The sequence below is a fragment of the Duganella sp. AC917 genome (genome assembly GCF_979258245.1).
In genome coordinates this window covers 1,134,446-1,150,894 of record NZ_OZ409848.1, presented here as the reverse complement: position 1 = coordinate 1,150,894, position 16,449 = coordinate 1,134,446, and the positions used below count along the sequence as shown (strand labels likewise).

The 16,449-nt window shown below is 63.6% G+C and carries 19 protein-coding genes; 10 read left to right on the top strand and 9 right to left on the bottom strand.

Going from position 1 to position 16,449, the window contains the following annotated elements; translation table 11 throughout:
- Positions 1-9: 9 nt before the first annotated feature.
- Complete coding sequence (locus tag ACZ0BA_RS05175; RefSeq protein WP_463450263.1) at positions 10-456, bottom strand: DUF3597 domain-containing protein; 447 nt, start codon at positions 454-456, stop codon at positions 10-12.
- Between the two features lie 263 nt (positions 457-719).
- On the opposite strand from ACZ0BA_RS05175, the gene ACZ0BA_RS05170 reads away from it, so the two are divergent.
- From ACZ0BA_RS05170 to ACZ0BA_RS05160, 3 genes are all read left to right on the top strand, one after another.
- The gene (locus ACZ0BA_RS05170) at positions 720-1,037 is read left to right on the top strand and encodes a hypothetical protein (protein ID WP_463450262.1); all 318 of its coding nucleotides are present in this window, start codon (positions 720-722) and stop codon (positions 1,035-1,037) included.
- A gap of 68 nt (positions 1,038-1,105) precedes the next feature.
- Entirely contained in the window at positions 1,106-1,687 is a 582-nt protein-coding gene (locus ACZ0BA_RS05165) for a helix-turn-helix domain-containing protein (protein WP_463450261.1), read from the top strand.
- Positions 1,687-2,229, top strand: a complete 543-nt coding sequence (locus ACZ0BA_RS05160; RefSeq protein ID WP_463450260.1) for a GNAT family N-acetyltransferase — start codon at positions 1,687-1,689, stop codon at positions 2,227-2,229. Before ACZ0BA_RS05165 ends, ACZ0BA_RS05160 begins: the two co-directional genes overlap by 1 nt.
- A 36-nt stretch (positions 2,230-2,265) precedes the next feature.
- Here ACZ0BA_RS05160 and ACZ0BA_RS05155 read toward each other — a convergent pair whose 3' ends face one another.
- Positions 2,266-5,412, bottom strand: coding sequence for an NAD(P)-binding protein (locus ACZ0BA_RS05155; RefSeq protein WP_463450259.1), 3,147 nt, complete (start codon positions 5,410-5,412; stop codon positions 2,266-2,268).
- Positions 5,413-5,534: 122 nt separating this feature from the next.
- Here ACZ0BA_RS05155 and ACZ0BA_RS05150 point away from each other — a divergent pair, with 122 nt between their 5' ends.
- Positions 5,535-6,185, top strand: coding sequence for a phosphohydrolase (locus tag ACZ0BA_RS05150; protein WP_463450258.1), 651 nt, complete (start codon positions 5,535-5,537; stop codon positions 6,183-6,185).
- On the opposite strand, the gene ACZ0BA_RS05145 is transcribed toward ACZ0BA_RS05150, so the two are convergent.
- The 3 genes from ACZ0BA_RS05145 to ACZ0BA_RS05135 all read right to left on the bottom strand — a co-directional run bounded on the left by ACZ0BA_RS05145 (position 6,182) and on the right by ACZ0BA_RS05135 (position 8,798).
- Positions 6,182-6,901, bottom strand: coding sequence for a CPBP family intramembrane glutamic endopeptidase (locus tag ACZ0BA_RS05145; RefSeq protein WP_463450257.1), 720 nt, complete (start codon positions 6,899-6,901; stop codon positions 6,182-6,184). The two genes, ACZ0BA_RS05150 and ACZ0BA_RS05145, sit on opposite strands and share 4 nt — an antisense overlap.
- A gap of 128 nt (positions 6,902-7,029) precedes the next feature.
- The gene (locus ACZ0BA_RS05140) at positions 7,030-8,001 is read right to left on the bottom strand and encodes an SDR family NAD(P)-dependent oxidoreductase (protein WP_463450256.1); all 972 of its coding nucleotides are present in this window, start codon (positions 7,999-8,001) and stop codon (positions 7,030-7,032) included.
- Between the two features lie 38 nt (positions 8,002-8,039).
- Positions 8,040-8,798: an SDR family NAD(P)-dependent oxidoreductase gene (locus ACZ0BA_RS05135; RefSeq protein WP_463450255.1), complete on the bottom strand. Its 759-nt coding sequence runs from the start codon at positions 8,796-8,798 to the stop codon at positions 8,040-8,042.
- 125 nt (positions 8,799-8,923) lie between these two features.
- Between ACZ0BA_RS05135 and ACZ0BA_RS05130 the strand changes: the two genes are divergently transcribed.
- Complete coding sequence (locus ACZ0BA_RS05130) at positions 8,924-9,523, top strand: TetR/AcrR family transcriptional regulator (protein WP_463450254.1); 600 nt, start codon at positions 8,924-8,926, stop codon at positions 9,521-9,523.
- A 32-nt stretch (positions 9,524-9,555) separates the two neighbouring features.
- On the opposite strand, the gene ACZ0BA_RS05125 is transcribed toward ACZ0BA_RS05130, so the two are convergent.
- The 3 genes from ACZ0BA_RS05125 to ACZ0BA_RS05115 form a co-directional block, all read right to left on the bottom strand.
- On the bottom strand, positions 9,556-10,023 hold the full coding sequence (locus ACZ0BA_RS05125; protein ID WP_463450253.1) for an FKBP-type peptidyl-prolyl cis-trans isomerase: 468 nt from the start codon (positions 10,021-10,023) through the stop codon (positions 9,556-9,558).
- A gap of 111 nt (positions 10,024-10,134) precedes the next feature.
- Positions 10,135-11,097, bottom strand: coding sequence for an SDR family oxidoreductase (locus tag ACZ0BA_RS05120; protein WP_463450252.1), 963 nt, complete (start codon positions 11,095-11,097; stop codon positions 10,135-10,137).
- A 116-nt stretch (positions 11,098-11,213) separates the two neighbouring features.
- A complete protein-coding gene (locus ACZ0BA_RS05115; protein ID WP_463450251.1) occupies positions 11,214-12,659 on the bottom strand; it encodes an NAD-dependent succinate-semialdehyde dehydrogenase in 1,446 nt (481 codons plus the stop codon).
- A 169-nt stretch (positions 12,660-12,828) separates the two neighbouring features.
- On the opposite strand from ACZ0BA_RS05115, the gene ACZ0BA_RS05110 reads away from it, so the two are divergent.
- Positions 12,829-13,233 (top strand): hypothetical protein, encoded by a 405-nt coding sequence (locus ACZ0BA_RS05110; protein ID WP_463450250.1) that lies wholly within the window; start codon positions 12,829-12,831, stop codon positions 13,231-13,233.
- 10 nt (positions 13,234-13,243) lie between these two features.
- Here ACZ0BA_RS05110 and ACZ0BA_RS05105 read toward each other — a convergent pair whose 3' ends face one another.
- Positions 13,244-13,510 (bottom strand): UBP-type zinc finger domain-containing protein, encoded by a 267-nt coding sequence (locus ACZ0BA_RS05105; protein WP_463450249.1) that lies wholly within the window; start codon positions 13,508-13,510, stop codon positions 13,244-13,246.
- A 148-nt stretch (positions 13,511-13,658) separates the two neighbouring features.
- On the opposite strand from ACZ0BA_RS05105, the gene ACZ0BA_RS05100 reads away from it, so the two are divergent.
- From ACZ0BA_RS05100 to ACZ0BA_RS05085, 4 genes are read left to right on the top strand one after another with little or no spacing between them, the layout of a single operon-like run.
- Entirely contained in the window at positions 13,659-14,285 is a 627-nt protein-coding gene (locus tag ACZ0BA_RS05100; RefSeq protein WP_463450248.1) for a response regulator, read from the top strand.
- A gap of 36 nt (positions 14,286-14,321) precedes the next feature.
- The gene (locus ACZ0BA_RS05095; RefSeq protein ID WP_463450247.1) at positions 14,322-14,594 is read left to right on the top strand and encodes a hypothetical protein; all 273 of its coding nucleotides are present in this window, start codon (positions 14,322-14,324) and stop codon (positions 14,592-14,594) included.
- Positions 14,595-14,652: 58 nt separating this feature from the next.
- On the top strand, positions 14,653-15,516 hold the full coding sequence (locus tag ACZ0BA_RS05090) for a GNAT family N-acetyltransferase (protein WP_463450246.1): 864 nt from the start codon (positions 14,653-14,655) through the stop codon (positions 15,514-15,516).
- A gap of 48 nt (positions 15,517-15,564) precedes the next feature.
- Entirely contained in the window at positions 15,565-16,407 is an 843-nt protein-coding gene (locus ACZ0BA_RS05085; RefSeq protein ID WP_463450245.1) for an alpha/beta fold hydrolase, read from the top strand.
- The last annotated feature ends 42 nt before the right edge of the window (positions 16,408-16,449 follow it).

Below are 16,449 nucleotides of genomic sequence, written 5' to 3'. Positions count from 1 at the left end.
TTTTAACGTTTAGTCCTTCAACTCGGCCGGCACCTTGCCGCCGTTTTCCGCCAATTTGTTCATCACCTGCTTGTGCAGCCAGATATTCATCGACGCCGAATCGTTTTTGTCGCCGGTGAAATGCAGCTCGTCGGCCAACTCCTTGCGGGAAGCCAGGCTGCTGTCCAGATTGAGCAACTTGAGCAGGTCGACAATCGAGGTGCGCCAGTTCAGCGGCTGCGCGTTCTGCTGCTGCATCGTGGTCAGAATCGCCTCGACATCGACCTGCTGCGTCGCTGGTGCTGCGGCGGTCTGCGCTGTCGCCGCTGCGGCGGAGGGTGCGGCCACCGGGGCGGCGACCGGCGCTGCGGCTGCGGCTGCCGCTGTCGGTGCCGGTGCCGGCGTTGCCGCGGGTTGCGCCGCCGCAGGGTGCGAGCCCGGGAAAATCTTGTGGAAAATGTTGCTGAGTATGCCCATGTCAGATCCTTTCGAGGTGAATAAAGATAGACCGCTTTCGCGTCCATCTGTTCCGTGTTGCGGTGACATCCTAGCCGACATGAACTTTAACCGCCGTCTGCTTGCCGGCAATCATCATCCTGGCCGATGTCATGACGCAAGTTTCCCTCCGTGCAATCCTACATCGCCTCGGCATGTGCTCCTACTCGCTGAACCGTTGGGGCAGCTTAGGATATGAACTCGGGGATGGACAATGGTTCCTCCCCTTTCCAAGGAGAAGCATCATGAGCCAACCGAACAAACCGAGCGAAAAAGGTTTCAAGCCAGGCGCCAACATGCCGCACGACGGCTACGATCCCGAGCGGGAAGGCATGTCGGAAAGTGGCACGCATGCCGCCGGCCATGTGGCCAACGACACGCCGCACGTGAACGAGCAGCACGGCCGCGCGCCGGCGCGTTCCGACCAGAGCGTACGCCAAGGCAATCTTAGCCGGAGTTACCAGGACAGCAAACAGGATGCGGCAGCCGCCTCGGCTGAAACCACGCACCGCGATCGCGCCGCCGGCGCACGTGGCGACAACAGCAGCGACAACAACCGCTAACCCCTAGTCAAGCGTAAAGATATCGATTCCAGTTTACTGGACATGGATTTCCTGTAAAATGGAAATCCATGGATATCAACTTATTGATCGCCCGCCGCGTGCGGGAATTGCGCGATGCGCAAAGCTTGTCGCTGGACGCACTGGCGGCACGCAGCAACGTCAGCCGCTCGACGATCTCGCTGATCGAACGTGGCGAAAGCAGCCCCACCGCCGCAGTCCTGGATAAACTGGCCAGCGCACTTGGCGTCGCCCTTGCGAGCCTGTTCGAGGACAAGGCCGCGACGGCGGAACAACCGTCACCGGTGGCGCGCATCGCCGAACAGGCGGTATGGACCGACCCGGCCTCCGGCTACACCCGGCGCAGCCTCTCGCCCGCCGCACCCTCTCCGATACAACTGGTCGACGTCATCTTCCCGCCGGGGCAGCGCGTCGCCTACGACAGCGCGCCCCATGGCGCCGACATCCATCAGCAAATCTGGATCATCGAAGGCACGATGGACATCGGCGTCGGCGACCAGCAATGGCGGCTGCACGCGGGCGATACGCTGGCGATGCGCCTCGAACGCCACATCGTCTACTTCAACCCCACCGATGAACGCGCGCGCTATCTGGTCGCGCTGACGTCCCAGCCCGCGACAAGGAGAAACTGATGGCCGATGTAATCAGCGTGCGCCGCATCGACGCCGATGAAGCGAAGGAGCGCGGCGAAGCGCTGTCGCAGGCGCTGGCCGACGTGTTGATCGATTGTGTGGAGGGTGGCGCCTCGGTCAGCTTCATGCTGCCGCTTGCGCGTGAAAAAGCACTGGCATTCTGGCGTGGCGTGCTGGCCGGCGTGGCGCGCGCGGAGCGCGTGCTGCTGGTGGCGCAGGATACAAACCTGCGCGTGGTCGGCACGGTGCAGTTGATCACGGCGCAGCCGGACAACCAGCCGCACCGCGCGGACATCGCCAAGATGCTGGTGCACCGCGACGCGCGCCGGCGCGGCGTGGCCGGATTATTGATGGCGGCGATCGACGACGCGGCCCGCGATGCCGGCAAAAGCGTGTTGGTGCTCGATACCGTCACCGGTGGCGACGCCGAGCGGCTGTACCAGCGCGCGGGCTGGCACAGCGCCGGCACGGTGCCGAACTACGCGCTCATGCCCGACGGCGCCTACTGCGCCACCACCTTTTTCTACAAACAGCTGGCGTGACCGGCGGGCGAACGCGGACAACGCCCGCGCAAAACATCAAATAAAATCGGTCTCGCCGTCGATCGTCGCCGGATGGCCGCTCATCGCGCGCGAGGTCTGCATGCCGGCCATGACCGCCGCCTCGACGCAACCGGCGTTCAAGCCGGTCTTGATCCAGTCGCCGGTCAGGAACAGGTTGTCGAAGCCAGATTGGTCGGTCTGCAAGCGGTATCTGGTGCTGCCGACCACCGACATCACGTAGCGCTCCGATGGATCGACATTCGCCCGCCAGTACTGCGCGTCGAAGCGCTGCGCCCCGGTGGCGCCGCTCGCGTCGGTCAGCCATTGCCACGGAAACGCCCCTGCAGGCCCCGCAGCCGACCACAATGACGCGATCTCCTGGGCAAGCTGGTTGATCGCACCCCGCTTCGCCAGCTCTGCCATCTGTTTGGGGAATTCCGTATGGCTGGCTGGCGGATAGCTGTCGACCGTCAGCGCGCTGCAGAAGTACGAAGTATTGCGCGGCTCCTGACCGGCCGGCCAATCCTCGCGCGCCAGCAGCTGGTCCATCGGCGCCCACGTGTCGTATGGCTCGGTGAAGCCGCTCAGCACCGGTTGCTGCCCATTGGGCTGGATGGCCCAGCCCATTTGCGTCAGGTCCTTGTCCAGCCAGACCTGGTAGGCTTGCGTCGCCACCGTCTTCACCTGCTCGGAGGTCGCCAGCAGCGCGGGACTCTTGGCCAGCAGTTGCGGGCACAGGGCCGGCAGCGAGCCGACCGAAATGCCGAACACCACCTGGTCGAAATCAACCCCGCGCTTGAGCGTGAGCGCCGGCAGCGGCTTGTCGAAGCGCTCCTGGTACACGCGCGGCCAGTCGCTCCAGTAAGACTCCAGATTGATCTCCTTCTCGCGCAGCAGCGCCGCCTGTTCGGGGTCGATCTGCTCGTAATTCGGCTGGCTCGGCCAGCATGCCAGGTCCTTGACATCGACCAGCGGCCGATATTCGTCAACCGATTCAACATCCGCCAGATCGACCTGGCGCGTCATCCGGATGGCGTCGATCTCGCGGCCGTCCGGCACCAGCTCCTCGACCTTGTGGAAGAACTTGAACTTGACGCCGCGCTTGCGCAGCGCCTCGTACAGCGGCGTAAACACGGTATCGCCCATCCCCGCCTGCATCTTGAACATGATGCCGCCCTTGTAGCAAAGGCCGATGCGCGCCATCGACCGCAACAAGGTTCCCGCCTCGGCGTTCGGCTTCTTGAAATCGCCGCCCTCGTATGCGAACACCAGATCGTAGAAGCTGCGCACCGGCGCCGAGTTCACGCACAGTTCCTCGTCGCCGCCATGCTTGCGCAGCCAGTCGCGGAAATCGATATCGTTGATGACATCGAAGCCGTGTTTGAGTACTCCGTCGTCGAACACGCCCTTCATCACAGTGATGCCCAGATCGAGGCAGATGAACAGCCGGCGGATGTCGTCGAGCACATCGCCATCGGCATGGGCGCGGTCGGCCAGGCCGCGATAGCGCGTGCGCAGCCGGCCACGCACGCCTTCCAGCACGCCCGCCAGCGCGTGGTGCTCCACTTCCGTATGGACGCCGGTATCGGCCGACATGTTCGCCACCATTCCGGTCAGCGCGCTGGCCGCCAGGGTCAGGTCGTCGGCCAATTCGTTGACCGTGTTGGCCACGCCCTCGGCCAGACGGTGCAGCCACTCCTCGAGCATACCCTCGTGGTGCGGCTGCTCGCCCACGTCCAGCGTTGCCGTCAGTTCGTCGATACAGTTGATCCATTGTTCGATCCAACCCATCATCGCCACAGCCAGCTGCCACATCGAGATTTCCTGATCGCCCTCGCCCGGTTCACCCGGCAGCGTAGGGAACACGATCGACCAGTTATGCCATCGGTCGCCGACCTTCTCGGACATGGCCACGTAGTCGTGCTGCTTGAAGGCGTCGCGCCACGTCGCCAGGGGCGCGCCGGGCGAGCGATCCAGGCTGGTATAGGCGTCCTTGATCATCTTGAAGGCGTTGGTGTAGAAGCCGAACCAGATATGCAGGCCGTGCTCCTCGATGCGCTGGCCGTATTGCGCGTTGCGGCCGCTGGCGCCCTTTCCGCCCAAGCGCCAGCCTTGCTGATAGACGGTGATCTCGTAGTTGTTCTGCCACCCGGGCAGGTCGCTCAGATAGTAGGCCGCCGTCATCGAGCCGACGCCGCCGCCCAGGATGGCGATCTTCTTCGGCGCCACGCTGGAATTGTCGATCAACTCCTCGCCCGGCTGCGCGGTGAAATCGAAATTGAGCCTGTAAGGCAGGATCGCCTGCTGCGGCCCCAGTTGCAGGCCGAGCGTGTCGTGCAGCGGGAAGCTGTCGAAGGCGTGCAGCACACATTCGTATTCGTAGCCCAGCAGGCCGCCGCCATGGATCTTCTCGATAGTGGCCGGTGCCGCCAGAATCGCCTGGTACACCGCCTTCAGCCCCGCGCTGTCCGGGAACTGCTTGAGGAAGATCTGATCGATGCGCGGATTGCGCAGCAGCGAGATGATGTCGTCCCAGCCGGCGGCATCGAGGTTGAAGAAATCGGGGATCGACAAAAACAGCTTGATGGCCTCTTCGATCAAATCGAACAGGCTGTGAACCGGCGTGTCGATGCCGGTTTTCTGGGTCGCGTTCACCTCCAGCAGCGGGTGCATGGCGATCTTGGTCTGCGGCGAGAACGGATGGAAGCCCTTCGCCGCGACGGCGCAGCGCAGCGGCTCGGCGCCGGCGGCGGGAATCTCGTACTCGCACAGGTATTTGGGATAGCCGAACAGCTCGCGGCCGTTGATCAGCGCCATGCCGTCGTCGACGAAGATATGCGCCGGGTAGTAGTAGATGTGGGCCAGTTCGCCCTCCTCGTCCATCGCCCCCACCATGATCCAGGTGACGATGTCGATCTCGCTGATCCAGCCCTTGTTCTGGTCGACCGCCACCGCCGAATCGGCGTGGTTGACGCGCGTGAACGTCAGCAGCACGTAAGGCGAGATCGCCTTGAAGCGCATGCGCCGGCCGGCCACCTGGTTGAGCGTGCCGTCGAGCGTCGCTTGCAGCTTGGCCAGATCGCCCCGCACAAAGTAGCCGTACATCTCGGCGTTTTGCAGTTGCAGCGGCGAATGCATCAGCACCGAGCCACCCTGGTAGATATAAGAAGGACGCGTCGCCATAGCTTAAATAATATTAAAAAATGAACATTTTTCCAGTGTATGACAATCCCGCTCATGTTGCCCAAAAATAATTCATCTTCCAGGGTGTACGATGGCGTCTACGCCACAAAAAAGGAAAATTGATGGGCCGCGACGATCACCGCAATCCCCCGAACCGCGCCTGGGTGCGCATGCCATCGGAACGGCGGCTGGACCTGCTCGATCCCACGCCGTTCGACTGGGACGACTCGGACCTGGCGCTGGGGCTGGCGCGCACTTACCGCTGGGGCGGGCATTCGGCGTGGCCCCGACCGCTGTCGGTGGCGCAGCACTCGCTCACCGTCATGCATTTGCGGGCGGCCGCGTGCAAGGCTATCGGGGTCGAGTTGGCGCCCCTGGCGGCCATGCGCGAGCTGTTGCACGACGCCGAGGAAGGCCTGCTGGGCTTCGACTGCGTGTCGCCATTGAAGCCGTTTCTGGGGGAAGGTTTCCGCGCGTTGACGGTGCGGCTGGAAAATGCGGTGTTCCTGCGCTATGGCCTGCCGCACTGGACAGACAAGGAACACGCCGCCCACAAGCTGGCGGATCGGCTCGCCGCCGCCAGCGAAGCCGTGCACGTGGTCGGCTGGTCGGCGAAGGAAGTGCTACATACACTGAAAATCACCGTGCCGCCGCTCAACGACGACCCGTTGCACGCGGTCTATGGTGGCACGGCGTGGGAGCCTTGGGCGCCGCCGCTGGCCGCCGAACGTTTTCTGGAGGAACTGGACAAGCTGAAAGCGCTGAGCGCCTAGGCGGCCGCCGACTCCCGTGGCGCAATCTTGCGAGCGGCATACATCATCGCCACTGGCACCGCCGCGTGTAGCACGATCAGCCACCAGAGATTACCGGTGCTCGCATAACCGATGGTGAAGGCGAACGCAGCCACGATGGAGCCGATAAATTGCTTGGCATTTTGATACCCATGGCCGGCGCCATAAGCTATCGCCGCCAGCGCAACCGCCAGCGGCAAACCCGTCACAGGCGTCAGGATCAGCAGTAAATATCCACGATAAAGAAGCTCCCATGTGAACGTCATGACCACCGTCGTGACCAGATAGGCCACAGTTTCCGTTGGTCTTCGCGGCATCGGAAAGGGCAAATCCCGCAATTTGTCCTCCTGCTTGATGCGCTCTTCGGGCGTCCGTTTCCGGTCCATACGATTGCCGAGCAGATGCATCAGTGCCAGAAGTAAAACGACGGTGGCCAGCCCCCACAGCGCACCGGAAGACACAGGAATACCCAGTCCAAGCTGGACCAAGCTGTATCCGCCGAACCACTTGACCAGCGTGAACACGCAGAGAAGCACAAGCACGTAACGCCCTTGCCGCCAATAACTGCGGAGCGGTGGCAAGTCCAGCTTTGGCCGGGGATGGCGACTGCGCCAGAGGCTACTCAGCGGCGAATAAATCAGCAGGTAAAACGTGAACAGCAAGTCCGGAATCGGGTACGGCGACAAGAAAGCCGTCATACCGGCGGAGCCGATCGGCGCGGGGAAATCATATCAATCCATTAGCTGGCAAAGACAGCAGTGTAGCCCAAGGGTTCGCGCGAAAAAGTCACGAAATGTCACGATATCCCTTGGGCCGTTTCGTCACCTCAAACCGACGCCGCGCTGATCAATGCTTCACTCCGAACCCACAGCCGCCCAGCCTTGTCAGCGTCGAGCGCGTACGCCCTGACGCCGTCGGCAAACGGGTTCGGCGTGTCGTTGACCGCCGCGACCGCGCAATCCTCCAGATACCGTCCGCCGATCTCGTCCTTGTCGGCAACCACTGCCGCCCACACCGAGGTGGCGGCGGCCTGGGAAATTGACTTGAGTTCGGCCGGCGGCAAGCCGGCGTCGGCGCGCGCCTTGCCCACGGTGGCGAACAACCCCTGCAACTCTTCTTGCGAGAAATTGCGCGGAAGATCGGTCAGGCTGTTGCCCGGCATTACCGAGGCCGCGCGCACGCCGCGTTCGCGGTGCCGGCGGTCGAATTCCACGGCGAATAGCGTCGTCGCCGTCTTCGAGCGGCCATAGGCGACGAAGGGCTCATATTCCTGCCGCTCGAAATTCGGGTCGTCCAGATCGACATCGGCCACCCGATGCGCCTGGGACGACAGCACGACCAGCCGTCCATTGTCCGCCAGCAGCGACTCGATCCGGTTGACCAACGCAAAGTGGCCCACATAGTTGGTGCCGAACTGGGTTTCGAAACCGTCGACCGTGCGGCCGAATGGGGTCGCCATCACGCCGGCGTTGGCGATGATCGCGTCGAACGGGCGGCCATCGGCCAGTAACTGGTCGGCAGCGCTGCGCACGCTCTGCAACGATGCCAGGTCGAGCGCGACCAGCTCCAGGCTGCCACCTGCCCGCGCGGCCGCTTCACGCAGCGGCTGGGTCGCTGGCCCGGCTTTTTCAATGTACCGCACCGCGCCGACGACATCGGCGCCGCGCGCGATCAGCGCACGCGCCGTTTCCAGACCGATCCCCGACGATACACCGGTAATCAGAAACCGCTTCCCTGTCAGATCCACCCCGGCAAGTACCTCGTCCGCCGTCGACTTCGCATTAAACTGTCCGCTCATTTCATGTCCTTGATATTGTGTGTAAAAGTTTGCATCGATTAAACGCCGAGGCCGCCGGCCACGTCGTGTACGCCGCCGGTCATGTAGCCGCCACTCGGTCCGGCCAGGAAGCACACCAGCGCGGAGACCTCCTCCAACGTGGCGATGCGGCGGATCGGGTGCAGGTTCATCAGCGCCTCGGGCACGCCATCGCCCAGTACTTCGGCGGACATGTCGGTCGGCATCACGCCGGGCTGGACCACGTTGACGGTGATATCGCGACCGCCGAGGTCGCGCGCCACGCCGCGTGCGTAGCCGGCGATCGCCGCCTTGGTGCCCGAGTAGTCGGCGGCGCCCGCGAACGGCACGCGCGTGCCCAGCAGCGAGCCGATGAAGATGATCCGGCCGCCGTTCGACAACACCGGCGCCGCCGCCCGCGTGGTCGCCACCGTGCCCATCACGTTGATCTGCCATTGGCGATCGAGGTTGACCGTGTCGAGTTCGGGATCGTCAACCGTCTTGCCCTGCACCGCGATCGCTGCGTTGTTGATCAGGATGTCGAGTTTGCCGAACTGCGCCATTACCTGGTCGACCAGCGGCTTGGCGGCTGCCATGTCTGCCTGGTCGCTCTGGATCGCAATGGCGCGCACGCCCTTGGCCTTGAGTTTGGCGACCACGGCCTCGGCCTTGCCGGCCGACGACACGTAGCTGATCGCGACGTCCGCACCCAAGTCCGCCAGCGCCTCCGCCGTGGCGGCGCCCAGTCCGCGTGAGCCACCGGTTACCAGCGCTACCTTGCCCGTCAATGTTTTCAACATAAATACCCCTATTGGTTGCATCAGATTATCAGTAACGATCGTTACGATAACGATTAGTATATAATTTTGCGAAACGCTGTCAAGCTATTTCGTAACGGCCGTTATTTTAAATATGAGGTGAGCTGATGGGACGCCATCGCGAATACGATGTGGAAAAAGTGCTCGATGCAACGCTGTGCGTGTTCTGGCGCAAGGGCTATGAGGGCACGTCTTATGCCGACCTGACCGAGGCTGCGGGCGTGGAGCGCCCTGCGCTGTATTCGGCCTTCGGCAACAAGGAAGCGCTGTTTCGCCGCGTGCTGGACCGCTATCAGGAACGGTTCATGAACCACATTCCGGAAGCGTTGGCGCGGCCGACCGCACGCGAGGCGGCAAGGCATATCCTGTTCAGTTCGGTCGAATTGAATACGCGCTCGCCCGAGCAGGCCGGATGTCTCGGCATCAACGGCTCGGTGGCGGGATCGGACGAGTCGGAGCCGGTTCGACAGGCGTTGATCGACTTCCGCGCGGCGGGTGAAATGCAGTTGAGGGAGCGTTTTGTACGGGCGAAGGCCGAGGGCGACCTGCCGCCGACCGCCAACCCGGAGGCGCTGGCGGCCTTCCTGATGGCCGTCATGCACGGCATGGCCGTGCAGGCCAAAGCCGGCTTCAGCCGCGAAATGCTGGAAGCGGTGGCCGAACAAGCGTTGTTGGCCGTACCCGCCGGCGGCGCCACACCTTCCTGAATATCAGGTGCGGGCCGCGCCGGGCGGTTTGATTACTGCACGTCGAGCAATTCGACGTCGAAGATCAGGTTGGCGTTGGGCGGAATCGGACCGGCGCCGCTATCGCCATAACCCATGGCAGCTGGAATGATCAAGGTGCGCTTGCCGCCGACCTTCATGCCTTGCACGCCCTCGTCCCACCCCTTGATGACCTGTCCGCCGCCAAGCTGGAAGCTGAACGGCGAACGGCCGCTCGACGAGTCGAACTGGGCGCCATGCTGTTGCGGCGAGTTCGGCTCGTACAGCCAGCCGGTGTAGTGGACCACGGCGGTGGCGCCGGCGACGGCGTCCTTGCCGGTACCGGTCACGGTATCGATCTTTTGCAGCGTGACCGGCGCGACGTTGGCGGCGTTGGGAGTCGCCTCGGTCGTGGCAGGCTGGGCCGGCTTGTTACGGTCGCAGGCGGCCAGCGTCAGTGCCAGGGTCAGGCCGATGGCGCAGGTGGAAAACAGCTTGTTCATGTAAGTCTTTCGTCTTGGTTGCGGTGCGGGATGGCGCAGCATACATTGCGCGGGGGCGAATGCCAACACCCGAGCTCGCACCGACCGGCACCTCGACTCAAGACCGGCGGCTCAGGACCGGCGTCGCAACAGCTGCGCGCCCACCGCTGCAATCACCGCGACCGCACCCACCAGCAGCACGGTCTTGGCCTGCGGAGGATGCAAGCGTTGACCACCGCGAACGCCGCTCGGACGATTGGGCGGGACGTACAGCGTGCCGCTGGTTTTCTCGACGGGGTCAGCTTTCTGCGACCAGGTCGTCATGAACCGGTTCATCAAGTAGGCAGCCAGCGGATTGGCGACCTGGCTGAGCTTGAGCATGATCTCAGGCATGCCGATCACCGTCGTCGGGCGCGGCGCGCGCGCCAGCTTGACGACGGCACGCGCGACCTTTTCCGGCGCCAGCGCCCCCGGCGGATAAGTGAGCCGGGCGCCGGTGTAATTTGCCGCGTGAAAGACCGCAGGGGTATCGACAAAGGTCGGGTAGACATCGCAGATATGGATGTCGGGATAGTCCTGCCATTCCGCCCGCAGCGCCGAGCTAAACCCGCGCAAGCCGAATTTACTGGCGGCATAGGCGGCCGCGAACGGCGACGTAACGTAGCCGCCGACGGAGATCATGTTGACCCAGATGCCGTGCCCCTGGGCCTGGAATATCGGCAGCACCGCGTGCGCGTCGTTCATGTGGCCGACCAGGTTGGTCTGGACCACGCACTGATGGTCGGCGATTGGCACGTCAACGTATTTGCCGACAGCGCCAGTCCCCACATCGCTGAACCACAGGTCGATACCGCCGAGGGCGTCGCGCGCATTGGCGGCGAAAGCGGCAACGGCTGACGCGTCGGTGACATCGACGGTGGCGACCGAGGCGTCACCGCCGGCGGCGCGGCATTTCCTGGCGATGTCGTCCAGGCCTTCCCGCCCGCGCGCCCCTAGCACCAGCTGACAACCTTGCCTGGCGAACGCGATCGCGGTGGCTGCGCCGATGCCGCTCGATGCGCCGGTGATGACGACGCGAAGATGGTTCTTTTTCATACTGTGCCCTCGCTATGAAAGAAAACTTTATCCTCGCACGGGATGATGAGCGGCAGCGCCAGCTTGCCTGCGCGCACGTTGAACCTTGCAGCGGCTCAGCGGGCGCGCAGATTGGCTTACACGCCGATCATCGACACCGCCTTGGTGTTCAGATACGACTCCAGCGCCTCCGGGCCGCCTTCCGAACCATAGCCGGAATCCTTGACGCCGCCAAACGGCAACTCGGCGCTAGGCGTGGCCGGCTGGTTGATCCACAGCATGCCAACTTCGACATTGTTCATCAGCAAATGCGCGTTCTTGATCGAGCGCGTGAACGCATAGCCGGCCAGACCGAACGGCAAGCGGTTCGATTCGGTGATCGCCTCCTCCAGCGTATCGAAGCCGCGCACCGCCGCGATCGGTCCGAACGGTTCGTCGTTGAACACCATGGCGTTGAGCGGCACGTCGCCCAAGATCGTTGGCGCAAAGAAGTTGCCGGCGGTGCCGACGCGCGCGCCGCCGGTCACCACGTCGGCGCCCTTGCTGCGCGCATCCTCGACCACCTGGCTCATCGCGGTCACGCGGCGCGCATTGGCCAGCGGACCGAGCGTGGTGCCCTCCTCCATGCCGTCGCCCAGGGTCAGGCTCTCGGCGTGGGCGGCCAGCGCGCGCGTGAATTCGGCCTTGATGCTGTTGTGGACGAGGAAACGCGTCGGCGCGATGCAGACCTGGCCGGCGTTGCGGAACTTGGCGCCGCCGCTGGCGGCCACGGCCAGCGCGACATCGGCATCCTCGGCAACGATGACCGGGGCGTGGCCGCCCAGCTCCATCGTCGCGCGCTTCATGTGGGCGCCGGCCAGCGCGGCCAGCTGTTTGCCGACCGGGGTCGAACCGGTGAAGGTGACCTTGCGGATGGTCGGGTGCGGGATCAGGTAGCCGGAAATCTCGGCCGGATCGCCGAACACCAGGCCGACGGTTCCCGGCGGCACGCCGGCGTCGACGAAGCATTGCATCAGCGCGGCGGGCGACGCCGGCGTCTCTTCCGGCGCCTTGCACAGGAAGGAACAGCCGGTGGTCAGCGCGGCGGCCAGCTTGCGCACGATCTGGTTGATCGGGAAGTTCCACGGCGTAAAGGCGGCGACCGGGCCGACCGGCTCCTTCAACACGAGTTGCTGCGCGGCGGGATTGCGCGCCGGTACGATGCGGCCATACACGCGCATGCCCTCGGCGGCAAACCAGTCGATGATGTCGGCGCCGGCCAGCGCCTCGCCACGGGCCTGCACCAGCGGCTTGCCCTGCTCCTGCGTCAGCAGCCGGGCGATGTCGTCGGCGCGCTCGCGCAGCAGGCTGGCGGCGCGGCGCATGATGACGCCGCGCTCGAACGCCGGTATCCTGCGCCAGGCGTCGAAGCCACGCTGCGCGGCCGCCAGTGCGTGGTCGAGGTCGGCGATGCTGGCGTGGGCGACATTGCCGATGGCCTGGCCGGTGGCCGGATTCAGCACCGGAATGGTCTTGCCGCCGGCGGCTTCGCGCCATTCGTTGTCGATGAGAAGGCGGATGTCGGGATAGCTTGCGTTGCTCATTGAAAATCTCCAGTCAGGTGGTGAATAGGTGCCGCGGTCGCCCGCTCCACCCTCTACTTTGCCAGAAATACGACAAGTGGGTATCACTGCACTTGTCATGCCGATTCCGGTAGACCGCGCCCGGCCCATTGGCGCAAAATGGTGTCATCGCGTAAAGGGACTCCACACCATGAACTCGAATGTTGCAACTTTAAAACTGGCCGCCCCGCCGGCCCTCAGCCGTATTGCCGAATCGCTCGCTTCACTGCACGAATGGCAGCGCGCCGGCACGGTGCTTTCTTTCCTGTACGCGCGCTCGCTGGGTGGCTTGATGCAGACCGGGCACGGCCGTATCGTGTCGCTGACCGACACCGCGCTCACCGTCGACGCCGGCGGCTCGTCGCTGTTCGTGGCGCTGGCCGACGCCCGTTATGACGACAGCCCGCAAATGTTTTTCACGCCAACGCTGGGCAGCCACTTCATGGTGCCCGGTGTCAGCATCAGCCTGGGCAACCACGATTGGTTGTTCTTCTCGGCCGATCAAATGCCCACCGGCGTGGTGCTGGCGCGCGACAACGTGCCCAAACTGACCTAGCGCCGCCGCGTCAGATCGGATCAAACATCTTGCGGTCGACATAGCACCAGCCCCACGTCTCGCCCGGTTCCTTCGAGCGGATGATGGGGTGGCCGGTCTCCGCGAAGTGCTTGCTCGCGTGCTTGTTTTTCGAGTCGTCGCAGCAACCGGTCTTGCCGCAGATCATGCACACCCGCAGGTGTACCCAGCTGTCGCCGATTTTCAGGCATTCCTCGCAGCCGGCCGTGTTGGCGCCGCGTGTGTGGATCAGGTTCAGGTGTGCGCAGCTATTGCCCATGGTGGTTCCTCCGTAAGATGCGGCCATCTTACCGCGCCGCGCCAACTCCGCCTCCTGGTCTTTTGGCGGGCACCATACCAAGGTATAACTATCGGCGCCGGGCAATGTTGCGCAAAATGAGCTCATCAACAACACAGAGGAGCTCGACATGAACACATCCGCATCCATCGTCATCGCCGACGTTCATCCGCTGATCCGCGCCGGCATGGCGTCGCTGATCGAATCGGAGGACAACTTCAAACTGTTGGGCCAGGCCAGCAGCGGCAGCCAGGCCGTTGAAATGTGCGAACGGTTGCAGCCCGACCTGCTGCTGATCGACCTGAACATGCCGGACTGCGATGGCTTCGAGGCCATCGGCCGCATCAGCGCCCGCCGGCCGGACGCCAAGATCATCATCCTCAGCGGCCACGAGCGCGAAGAGGACGCCGACCGCGGCATGCGCGCCGGCGCCAGCGCCTACATGCTCAAAAGCGCCCCGCTCGACGACCTGATGGCGTGCATCCACACCGTGCTGTCCGGCAAAAAGTACATGATGCCGGAACTGGCGCTCAAACTGGCCAGCCGCATCCACGGCAATCAACTGACGCCGCGCGAGCGCGACATCCTCGGCCATCTGGCCACCGGCATGAGCAACAAGGTCATCGCGCGCGCGGCCGGCATCGGCGTCGGTACCGTCAAATTCCACGTCAAAAGCATTATGTCCAAGCTCAACGTCTGCACCCGGACCGAGGCCGCCATGGTGGCCGCGCGTCGCGGACTCGTGCATTTGGCGTGATCGGGTAGACTGACTATTCAACAACAAGGAGGCAATATGATCGATCGTCACGCGGCAAAATATATTCCGGTAAGCACGGAACGCACCAAAGCCGTCGTCAAGGAACTGCGTCCTGGCATGCGGGAAAAAATCGATGTGGCCAGCCTGGCAGATCCGCACCAACGCGCCGAAGTCGACGCCTGGATCGTCGCCGACCCGGACGGCCCGGTGCACTTCATGTACCAGGACGGCCCCGGCGGCCACGAGGTGCAATTCGGCTTTGCCGACGAGGTGCGCGAGACCATCGCGGAAGCCGAAACCGACCAGTAAGCCCGGCGCGGAAGCCCGGCAAAACCATGATAAAATAGTCAATTTTTCCGGGAGACCAATGGATATCGAGGTGAGATTGGCCGGGACCACCGAGCGTATGGTGGTCCGCCACATGATGGAGCTCTATCAGCACGATTTTTCGGCGTTTGATGGCAGCGACCTGGATGAACATGGCCAGTATGGCTACTACGACCTCGACTGCTTCTGGATCAATCCCAACTTTGCCGCTTTTGTTATCAAGGTGGATGACAAGTGGGCCGGATTCGTGCTGGTCAATGACGAAGTCTTAAATCCTGAAAACTCGGCAACGATTGTCGAGTTTTTTGTGCTGCGAAAGTACCGTCGCCAAGGCGTCGGCCGGCGCGCGGCGCAGGCTATCCTCAGCGGGCGTCCAGGCCGCTGGGAAATCAAGGTAATACAAGCAAATCCGGCGGCCTTCAGCTTCTGGCAGAACATCATCAAGGCCAGCTGGCACGGCCAGGAGAACGCGGTGATGATGACGGATGACCATTGGCATGGCCCGGTTTTCACGGTAGCAACCGATTCAAACGCCGACGGACAGGAAGTGGACTCCACTGGACACTACGACATGATAGGCAAGCATATCTTCAGGTACGGGCGCGTCAGCGGGCAACTCGCTAACCTACTGAGCGTGTTGAACCCCAAGGCCGAGGTTGGACGCCGGGAAGACGACACCGAGCTGTTGATCTCGCGAATAGCCGCGGAGCTGAACAATCTGGAACCAGAAATCAAACGGCAATTTTCGGAGGTCGCGGCCGAGATAATCGCGCTAAGAAACGAGCGCGACCGCAACATGCGCCCCGGGCACGTTCCGGATCCGCAGAAGACCAGCGTTTTTGTCGCCAACTGCACGGACGTCATCACCCAGCTCGCAGCACTACAGGCATCGATCACTCACTAAGATCACCTACTAAGCAGCTGTAACAGCGGCCTACATTTATCCAAGGTTATGATCAAATCCATATCTCCCGCCTTTGTCGCCACCGCGCTGCTGCTGGCCAGCGCCAGCAGCTTTGCCGCGCCGCCGGCCGGTCAGGACGCCCTCGCCGGCCCCAAGATCAAGGTCGATGTCGGCGGGCGCAAGCTGAATATGTATTGTGTCGGCAAGGGTTCGCCGACCGTGCTGTTCGAGGCAGACGCCGGTGGTGCCGGCTGGGATTGGTCGGCGGTGCTGCCGGAGGTCGCCAAACGGACTCGCGCCTGCGTCTACGACCGCGCCGGGCTCGGTTCCAGCGATCCCATCATCCGCGCGTCCACGGTGGCCAACGCCAGCAAGGATTTGAATTTCCTGATCAAGAACGCGCGTCTCGAGGCACCCTTTGTCGTCGTGGGTGCGGGCTACGGCGCCATGGTGGCGCAACATTTCGCGCTGCGGTCGCGCGGCGCGGCGGTCACCGGCCTGGTCCTCGTGCAGCCCATGCACGAAGACGCGCTGCCGGCCGATCGCACCGCCCAGCTCGATAGCGCGCTGGCCTGCCTGACGGCGGCGGAACAAGGCAAGACCGACGCACCCTGCGCCTACCCGACCACCAGCCTCAACGGGGAAATCGGTCCGGCGCTGGCGGCCGCCCAAGCGGCGCAAGCAGCCAAGCCGGCCTATTGGCGTGCGCGCGCTTCCGAGTGGGACAGTTTGGAGACCAGCGCCAGCCAACTGCGCACCGCCCGCAAACCCTTCGGCGACATCAAAGTGGTCGAGGTAAAGGATCCGCAAGCGGCGGCGATCATCGACGCGGTGACGGGCATGCTCGACGCTGCCGCAGCGAGTCCCGCGCCAGGCGGCCCCCTGCACTAAGACAGGTGTGGCCGGGCGAGTGTTCCGCTAGCATCAACGCAC